Source organism: Plantactinospora sp. A48 (genome assembly GCF_055793945.1).
Genome location: NZ_JBTIXF010000191.1, coordinates 46,075 through 54,916 on the forward strand (window position 1 = coordinate 46,075; position 8,842 = coordinate 54,916).

Genomic DNA, 8,842 nt, shown 5'->3' on the forward strand with positions numbered 1-8,842 from the left:
GCTGCCGCTATTGGGTTGCTGGTCCGGGTGGATGCTGCCTAGCCTGCTGGCAGTGCGGTGTCGTCGCTGTTCTGTGAGGTGTTCTGGTGAGTGGTCGTCTGCGTGAGATCGCTCGGCAGACGGTCGAGATCGCCGAGGCGGGCCGCTACCGCAACAGCGCCGGCAACGAGGTCCTGATCGACGAGGCGGTGCGGGCCGCGGTCGCCGGCACCCGCCACCACCTCCCAGACGACGCGCTCCAGCTGGGGCACCCCAAGGCTGGCGCCGGCGTCGTCGAGGTGACGCACGAGTCGACGTTGCAGGCGGCGTACCGGCTCGGGCCGGGAGCGGCGTGCCTGGTGTTCGCCTCGGCGAAGAACCCGGGCGGCGGGTTTCTCGGTGGCGCGAAGGCGCAGGAGGAGAGCATCGCTCGCTCGTCGGCGCTGTACCCGTGTCTGCTGGCCGTGCCCGAGTTCTACGCGTTCCACCGGGGGCAGCGGGATCTGCGCTACAGCGACCGGGTCATCTACAGTCCTGAGGTGCCGGTGTTCCGGGACGACAAGGGGAACCTGCTCGACCAGCCGTATACGACGTCGTTTCTGACCGCCGCGGCGCCGAACCTCGGCGCGATCGTCCGTAACCAGCCGGAGCACGCTGCCGACGTACCGTCGGTGCTGGTCCGGCGGGCCCGGCGGGTCCTCGACGTCGCCGCTGTCCACGGGCATCGCACCATCGTGTTGGGCGCGTGGGGCTGCGGCGTGTTCCGCAACGATCCCGGCATCGTGGCGGCCGCGTTCGCCGACGCGCTGACCGTGGTGGACGGGTTCGATCAGGTGGTGTTCGCCATCCGCGACGGCTTGCCGGGCACACCCGTACACGGCGCGTTCGCGGACCGGTTTCCCGACGGCGCCGTACAGCCGGCGTGCGGTAGCTGACCGTCGCGTTGTGTCCGAAACGGGTTAGGTGTACTGACCCGAGAGGTTGGGGACGCGGGTGTCGCGCCAGGGCTGGGATCGGTAGCAGGAGCCGTTGGAACGCGATGCGGGCCGTACCCCATCGGCGCAGGGTCCGGACCTTCACGATGCACCGTTCGGTGCGCTGGGCCTCCGCAGGTTCGGGGTAGGACGTCGCGATCCACACCGAACCCGAAGGCCCTCATCTTTCAAGATCTACCCGTCACCAACCTCCGTGGTCGGTACACCTAGATGATCACCTGACCCTGCGGCACTGCCGGATCGAACGCCCGCCACTGCTCACCGACGCCGCACCTCGGGATACGGCTACTGCGCCTCCCGCTCCGCTACTTCTCGGGATGCGCCCCTGCCTGATGAGGCGGCGCAGAGCGTTCGGTTCGCAAGCGACACCCCGCCAGGCGCATGCCTTCCAGATCTCTCGTTCGGTCCGTTACTCCCGAGCTGCGGGCCAGTTTGCCTATAACTATTAGGCAGGAGCATAATAGGTGTAGGCAGTTAGGAGGACGGTGATGGAGAGACTGGGGCTGACGCCGGAGCGTCTGACCCGAGCGGGGGCGGAGCTGGCCGATGAGGTCGGCTTCGACGAGGTCACCATCTCGGCGCTCGCCCGGCGGTTCGACGTCAAGGTCCCGAGCTTGTACTCGCACCTGAAGAACTCGCAGGACCTCAGGATCCGCATCGCGCTGTTCGCACTGGAGGAACTCGCTGATCGCGTCGCCGACGCCGTCGCCGGTCGTGCCGGCAAGGACGCCCTGGCCGCGTTCGCTGACGCCTACCGCGAGTACGCCACGGAGCATCCGGGCCGGTATGCGGCCGCCCGGCTCCGGCTCGCTCCGGAAACGGCGGCCGCCAGCGCCGGCGTTCGGCACGCCCAGATGGCCCGAGCGATCCTGCGGGGCTACGACTTGGACGAGTCGGACGCGACGCATGCGGTCCGGATGCTGGGCAGCGTCTTCCACGGCTACGTCAGTTTGGAACTGGCCGGTGGTTTCGAACACAGCGCCCCCGCTGCGCAGGAATCCTGGGACTGGATCGTGGATTCGCTCGACGCGCTGTTACGCAACCGCAGCACTACCTGACGCGGACAACGGTCGCACCGCCGCAAGCGGTTCGCTGCGCGGTGCGCCGATGAACACCGAGATTCGGTCGAAAGGCTTGAGGAAATGACCACCGAACGCCAATGGATCACTCCGGTCACCGCGGGCCTCCTGCGCGGCTTTGTCGACGTGGAGACGACCGCGCGCGGTCTGCTGCCGCATCGGCTGACCACCCAGGCGCGCCGGCAGATCCCCGACGACCAACTGGCCATGGCCGAGGCCCAGCCCTCCGGTGTGCGCCTGGCGTTCCGTACCCGGGCCACCACGATCGAACTGGACACGCTGCCCACCAGGCGGGTCTACCAAGGCTTCCCGCCCCCGGCGGGCGGCGTCTACGACCTGCTCGTCAACGGCCGCCTGGCCGCACAGGCATCGGTGCCCGGGGGCAACGTCCGGACCGTTACCGACATGTTCACTCAAACCTCTGTGCTGACCGAGGGGCCGGCCGGCACCGCCCGCTTCGCGGATCTGCCGGCGGGGGAGAAGGACGTCGAGATCTGGCTCCCGCATACGGAGATCACCGAGCTGATCGCGCTGCGTACCGACGCGCCCGTTGAGCAGGCCCCGCCCAGTGGGCGCAGGACGTGGCTGCACCACGGCAGTTCCATCAGTCACGGCTCGAACGCCGCTCATCCCAGCGCCATCTGGCCGGCCCTGGCCGCGGCTGAGGGCGGAGTGGAGTTGGTCAACCTGGGGTTCGGTGGGAGCGCGCTGCTCGACCCGTTCACCGCCCGCGCGATGCGCGACATCCCGGCGGACCTGATCAGTGTCAAGATCGGCATCAACATCGTCAACAGTGATGTGATGCGTCTGCGCGCCTTCGCGCCCGCGGTCCACGGTTTCCTCGACACTGTCCGCGAGGGGCATCCGACCACACCTCTGCTGGTCGTGTCGGCCATCCTGTGCCCGGTCCAGGAGGACACGCCCGGCCCCCTCGCCCCGGACTTCGAGGGCGGGACCCTGCGATTCAAGGCCACGGGCGATCCGGTCGAGCGCAGCGCTGGGCGGCTGACGCTCAACGTCATCCGTGACGAACTCGCCCGGATCGTCGAACAGCGCACGGCCGACGACCCGAACCTGCACTACCTCGATGGACGGGACCTGTACGGCGAGGCGGACTACGCCGAACTCCCGCTACCCGACGAGGTCCACCCCGACCCTGCTGGACATCGCCGCATCGCCGAGAACTTCGCGCGACTCGCGTTCGGCGACGGTGGCCCCTTCGCCACCAAGACCGGCTGACCATTCGGGGTACGCCGAGCAGCGACGGCCACACACCGGTGCTGCTCGGCGCAGTCCGTGCCGCGGCCAGGCCGCTGTCAGCAGAATCTGGAAAGCTGGACCGTGTAGGTTCCGGCAGGCAAACCCGGGCCTCTCAGCTGGTCCGGCCCAAGGTCACGGTGCGGGATCCGGGTGTGAAGTCGCCGAAGGACTGTTGCCAGGACTCACCGGGCCAGTAGTACGTCACACGGCCCTCGACGGGCCGGTAGCGGGCGGTGTAGAGCGTTCTTGACCCCTGCTCGTCGACGGATTGGTACAGCGGCGGCTTCAGCATCGCCGCCACGCCGTCCACACCCGCGGCGCGAATGGCGCGCAGCCGCTCCTGCGTCCGCATGGCCCGCTCCTGCTCGTCGGTCACCGGCAGGTGCTGGTGGTTGGCGGCGCAGGCATCCGGCGCCACCGTCGGTGACATATCCGGCCCCACGAACACCGTCACCGCCTTGGTGGGATCGACAAGGGTGAGGTTCTGGGGGACGGCGACCGGAAGGGACCGCAGCCTGTCGACCGCCTCATCGACGGTGTCGCACGTCTCCAGCAGGTAGCGCACCAGGATGAGAATGGCGAAGCCGCGTCCGTAGGCGGAACGTCCGCCCCAGGTGAGCGAGACCGCGAGACCGGCGTCGTTCATCCCGTCCAGCAAGCCCCACAACATGTCCTGCATCCCGATCACGGGGCGCAGGAAGCAGGAGTAGACGATCGTCCCCTCGCACTGATCAGGCCGTAGGTCATAGTTGCGCAGCAGAGTGCCGTTCTGGCCGATCTGGGTGCAGGACTGGGTGAACGGCCGCAGTGCCGCGTGGGTGAGGAAGGCTTCCGCCTCGGGCCGGTCGAGTTGGCCGGCCAGGCGGTCCAGAACCGGGACCAGTTCCGGCATGTGCGCACGGAACAGCGCCCGAACACGGTCCGCGCCCCGCGGAGTCCGGCCCTCCTCGGTCAGCAGGCCCTCCATCTCCTGCCACAGGGTCCGGGCGTAGGCGGCCCACCGCCCGTCGCCGCCGTCGCCGACCTCGATCGACTGGAAGGTCTTGTGCTCTTGCCGCACGGCTGCCACTCCCCCTGTGAGAATCGGCCGAGGTGAGGGCAACCTAGCCAATTGCGGGGTGAATCACCAGATCGCCGCCATCGGCGACGGCCAGGGTCCGGGGTGCGCATTCCGGGGCGGGCACAGTCACGCAGCAGGTCCGCCCACGACCCGGTCGACTCCCGGTAGCCGTCGGTCAGGGCGATGAGTTCCTTCGTGCCGGGCGCGGCGCCACACATGCCATCGTCTCGGCCCCGGCTGTCCCACTCGCAGCCTTTTCGCCGTCGCACAGCTCGGATTCCGCGCCCTTCGTAGGCGTCCTGGGTGGCACTGAACGCCCACGTGGCGGTGCCGCTCCGCGGGACGTCCCGACTGACAGTGCCCGGTCGGTGACATTGATAGTTCACGAGATTGTTCGATACTGTCCTACACGCTCTGACAACGCGTGCCGAGGCCTGACATGCGGGACGGATGGGGAACGGATGGACGACCAGCGCGCTGCCTCCCGGCCGAATCCGTACGGCATTTCCGCCCAGATGTTCGCCGAACAGTTGCGTGCACTGCGGACGGCGGTGGGTAGCCCGTCCTTCCGGAAGATGGCCGGGCGGTCCGGCCGGATCTCCCACACGACGTTGCACGAAGCCGCGTCCGGCACCCGGTTTCCCTCGTGGGAGACCACGCGCGAGTTCGTCCGGGCGTGTGACGCGGACGAGGTCCAATGGCGTCGCCGGTGGGAGGACGCTCAGCGCGCGGCGACGATCCACGGCACCTCACACGACGATCCGGCGCAGGTCATGGCCGGTTCCCCCGCGGGGGCCGATGCCGCGGACACGTCAGGCACCATGACGACCGGCGACGTGGCCGCCGAATCGTCCCAGGCGACGCGCAGCCCGTCGGCCGGTGGGCCGGTCGTGTCCGGCACCGCCGCGTCGCCGGACCACCCGCCGGACGGTCGGCGCCCGCCGCGGGTCGCCGGAAACCGGCAGGCGGCGGAGGGCGAGGTCCCGGACGCCCGACCGCAGCGAATTCCGTGGCTCGCCGCGGCGTCCGTAGTGGTGGTGGTGGCGGTGGCTACCGTCGTGGGCGTCGCCGTCCGTGGTCTGTCGTCCCCGAACGGCTCGGGTACCGTCGCGGCGTCGCCGTCATCCACCCGGGTCTCGGACGCGTTGGTACCCGGGGACGCGAGCATGTTCATCGCCGACGTCACCATCCCCGACGGCACCCGGGTAAGGGTGAACGAGACCTTCGACAAGGTGTGGGCGCTCGCGAACGTGGGAGAGGTCGCCTGGCACCACCGCTATCTGGCGCGGCTGAACGGCGCCCGCGACGACAACGGCTGCCGGGTGCCGGATCGGGTGGCGATCGGTGACACGCTGCCCGGCGAGCGGGTGATGATCAGTGTCGAGGTCACCGCACCGAGCCGCCCCGGGACGTGCTGGGTCGGCTGGAAGATGGTCGACGAGCACGGCCGGGAGTTCTTTCCCAGCCGCCGGCCGGTGTACTTCCTGGTCACCGTCACCAACTGAGCGGTGGCCGTTACGGCCGTCGGAGTGCCGTCGGTCGATGTCAGCCTGGCTGCCGCCCGAGCTGACAACACGGCATCCGTCCAGGTCGAGGGCGGTCTGGCCGATCTGACAGGGCGCTGGGGGTACCGAACAGCATGCCCCTTCTCGCAGGCTGACGTCGTTCCCCACGCGACCTGCTAACACGAGGAGGACCGGCCATGCGCCGTCCCTGGTTGACCGTCGGACTCGCAGCGCTCTGCGTGGCCGTCAGCGTACCGTCCCATGCGTCGGCCTCGACCTCCGGCGCGACGGCCCAGCTCGTCACCACGGCCGCGCTGCCCGTGGTGAACATGGAGGCCACGGTCCTGGCCGCCCAGATCGACCCCCGCCGCGCCGACCACACGCTGACCACCGGCGCGAAGAGTTCCGTGCTCGCTGTCGAGCAGGCGCTCCAGGCCCGGAACCTGCTCGACGCGCAGTGGGTCGACGGCTACTTCGGCACCCAGACGGTCTCGGCGTACGCGGCCTACCAGCGCTCGCTCGGCTACACCGGCCTGGCCGCGAACGGGTTGCCCGGGACGACGTCGCTGACGAAGCTGGGACAGAACCGGTACACCGTCGGCGCGACGATCGGCCCGGGCGCGAAGGTCCAGCGGGACGGGTACGTCGTCGACGCCCGTACCCAGGCGATGCTGGCCGAGGCCCAGCGCCTGCTCGGGCAGACCCTCGTGCTCCTGCAGGGCTCGTACAACCCGGGGGGTGACCCGACCTCGGCCGGTACGCACGACGGCGGAGGCGTGGTGGACATCGCGGTCACCGGCATGACCGCGGCCCGGCGCACCGCCGTCGCCCTGGCGCTGCGCCAGGTCGGCTTCGCCGCCTGGGTGCGTGACCCGAGTCAGGGTGACTGGCCGTGGCACATCCACGCCGTGGCGATCAGCGACACGGACCTGTCGAGCCAGGCGCAGCATCAGGTCGGCGACTACTACCTCGGCATGAACGGCCTGGCCAACCGTGGCCCGGACGACGGTCCCCGGATTCCGATCAACACCTGGGAGCAGTACCAACGCGCGCAGTGACCGCACCGAACCGATCCACCAGCCACCCCCACCGTTCGCGAGAGGACACCATGAAAATCCGCAGGAGCCTTGCCGCCGTTGGCACCGTGCTCGCCCTCACCACCCCCATCCTGGCCGTCGCGTCGCCGGCGCAGGCGGCGTCCCGGAACGGGGTCTGTGACAGCGGCGAGTTCTGCTACTACTACAACAGCGACAACGCGGGATCGATCTCGGACTTCACCGGGTCGCTCGACGACTACGGCACCGAGCAGCCCTCGTGCTACGACTTCAAGGGCGCTGGCGCCGGCAAGGGCCTGTGCATCAAGAACGAGGCCGCCTCGGTCTGGAACCGCAGCACGAAGACCGTACGCGTCTACTACAACAGCGGCTACGCCGGTTCTTACCAGGACTTCGCCGCCGGCGCGAAGGCCAACCTCAACGCCACGCTGAAGAACAACAACGCCTCGCACCAGTTCTCGCCGTCGGCGCGCACGAACCTGTCGTACGCCCTGTACCAGGCCAGCGGCGGCTCGGTCACGTGCGGCTTCGACGGTTACACCACCACGCCCGGGCGGCACGAGGGCATCGACATCGCCCGCAGCGTCGGCTCGGACGTGCACGCGGTGGTCTCCGGGACCGTCATCTACGTCGCACCGGGCAGCACCGGCAGCGGCGGCCTGTCCACGATCTCCGTCTACAACTCCTCGCTGAACAAGACGGTGATCTACCTGCACACCGCGCCGAAGTCCGGGGTGAGCGTGGGCGACGCTATCAGCAAGGGCGAGATCATCGCCGACGAGTCGTGGCACGGGGTGTCCTCCAGTTCGGGCGCGCACACCCACGTCGAGGTCCGGGCCGGCCGGCAGACCCACGCGGCCGTCAGCGTCGGTGACCCCACCCTGGACAACGCCGACCCGACCGCGTTCTGGAACTCTCAGGGCTACAACGAGAAGTAGGACGCTGTGAATATTCGCAAGGGCCTCGCCATCGTCGGCGCCGTCCTCGCCATGTGCACCTCCATCCTGAGTGTCGCGTCGCCGGCATCGGCTGCCGCACGGGACGGAGCCTGCGACAGCGGCGAGTTCTGCTACTACTACAACAGCAACCAGGCCGGCTCGGTCTCCGACTTCACCGACTCCCTGGACGACTACGGCACGACCCAGCCGTCCTGCTACGACTTCAAGGGCGCGGGCGCCGGCAAGGGCCTGTGCGTGAAGAACAACGCGGCGTCGGTGTGGAACCGGACCGGCAAGACCGTGCGGGTCTACTTCAACAGCAACTTCGCCGGTGCGACCCAGGACTTCGCGGCCGGGGTGAAGGGCAACCTCAACGCCACGCTGAAGAACAACAACGCCTCGCACGAGCTGCTGAGCGGGTCGACGGGCTGCAGCACCGACGGCACCAACACCAAGCTGCCGAGCACCATCCTCGTCTACCGGGTCAGTCTCGACCGGGTCGACCGGGTCGACTTCAAGACGTACGTCAAGAACGTGCTCCCGAACGAGTGGGTGGCGAGCTGGCCGAAGGCCTCACTGGAGGCCGGCGCCGTAGCCGTCAAGAGTTACGGCTGGTACTGGGCGCTGCACTCGACCCGCAGGACCTCCGACGGCCGGTGCTACGACGTCCGGGACAACACGGCCGACCAGGTCTACCGGCCGTCGTCGGCCCAGACGTCAACGTCCTCCGCCGTGGACAACACGTGGTCGACCCGGATGACCCGCAGCGGCAACATCCTGCAGGCGCACTACTGTGCGACCACGACCGCCTGCGGCGGCTGGGTCACCGGGGACTGGATGTCGCAGTACGGCTCGCGTGACCAGGCGAACGCGGGCAAGAGCTACCAGGCGATCCTTCGGTACTACTACAGCGACATCGTCATCTCCTGACGCCGCGTACCGACCTGCGCCGCCCGCCGCGGACCAGCGGC

8 protein-coding genes and 1 pseudogene are annotated in these 8,842 nt (G+C 69.1%); 7 read left to right on the forward strand and 2 right to left on the reverse strand.

Features of this window, described 5'->3' with window-relative positions:
* The first annotated feature begins 86 nt into the window (after positions 1 to 86).
* The 3 genes from ACXN5W_RS30790 (at position 87) to ACXN5W_RS30800 (ending at position 3,292) form a co-directional block, all read left to right on the forward strand.
* Positions 87 to 914 (forward strand): TIGR02452 family protein, encoded by an 828-nt coding sequence (locus ACXN5W_RS30790; RefSeq protein WP_473161877.1) that lies wholly within the window; start codon positions 87 to 89, stop codon positions 912 to 914.
* Between the two features lie 548 nt (positions 915 to 1,462).
* Entirely contained in the window at positions 1,463 to 2,032 is a 570-nt protein-coding gene (locus ACXN5W_RS30795) for a TetR/AcrR family transcriptional regulator (RefSeq protein ID WP_473161878.1), read from the forward strand.
* 84 nt (positions 2,033 to 2,116) lie between these two features.
* Positions 2,117 to 3,292, forward strand: a complete 1,176-nt coding sequence (locus ACXN5W_RS30800) for a GDSL-type esterase/lipase family protein (protein ID WP_473161879.1) — start codon at positions 2,117 to 2,119, stop codon at positions 3,290 to 3,292.
* A gap of 133 nt (positions 3,293 to 3,425) precedes the next feature.
* Here the strand turns inward: ACXN5W_RS30800 and ACXN5W_RS30805 are convergent, their stop codons facing one another.
* Together ACXN5W_RS30805 and ACXN5W_RS30810 are read right to left on the reverse strand one after the other, a co-directional pair.
* Positions 3,426 to 4,373 (reverse strand): C45 family autoproteolytic acyltransferase/hydolase, encoded by a 948-nt coding sequence (locus ACXN5W_RS30805; RefSeq protein ID WP_473161880.1) that lies wholly within the window; start codon positions 4,371 to 4,373, stop codon positions 3,426 to 3,428.
* Positions 4,374 to 4,449: 76 nt separating this feature from the next.
* Positions 4,450 to 4,579 (reverse strand): annotated as a pseudogene (locus ACXN5W_RS30810) (IS256 family transposase); the annotation flags it as partial.
* 255 nt (positions 4,580 to 4,834) lie between these two features.
* Between ACXN5W_RS30810 and ACXN5W_RS30815 the strand changes: the two are divergent.
* The 4 genes from ACXN5W_RS30815 to ACXN5W_RS30830 all read left to right on the forward strand — a co-directional run bounded on the left by ACXN5W_RS30815 (position 4,835) and on the right by ACXN5W_RS30830 (position 8,801).
* Positions 4,835 to 5,878, forward strand: coding sequence for an NBR1-Ig-like domain-containing protein (locus tag ACXN5W_RS30815; protein WP_473161881.1), 1,044 nt, complete (start codon positions 4,835 to 4,837; stop codon positions 5,876 to 5,878).
* Positions 5,879 to 6,075: 197 nt separating this feature from the next.
* Positions 6,076 to 6,936 (forward strand): peptidoglycan-binding domain-containing protein, encoded by an 861-nt coding sequence (locus ACXN5W_RS30820; RefSeq protein ID WP_473161882.1) that lies wholly within the window; start codon positions 6,076 to 6,078, stop codon positions 6,934 to 6,936.
* Between the two features lie 50 nt (positions 6,937 to 6,986).
* Positions 6,987 to 7,871: a peptidase inhibitor family I36 protein gene (locus ACXN5W_RS30825; protein WP_473161883.1), complete on the forward strand. Its 885-nt coding sequence runs from the start codon at positions 6,987 to 6,989 to the stop codon at positions 7,869 to 7,871.
* A 6-nt stretch (positions 7,872 to 7,877) separates the two neighbouring features.
* Positions 7,878 to 8,801, forward strand: coding sequence for a SpoIID/LytB domain-containing protein (locus ACXN5W_RS30830; protein WP_473161884.1), 924 nt, complete (start codon positions 7,878 to 7,880; stop codon positions 8,799 to 8,801).
* Positions 8,802 to 8,842: the final 41 nt, after the last annotated feature.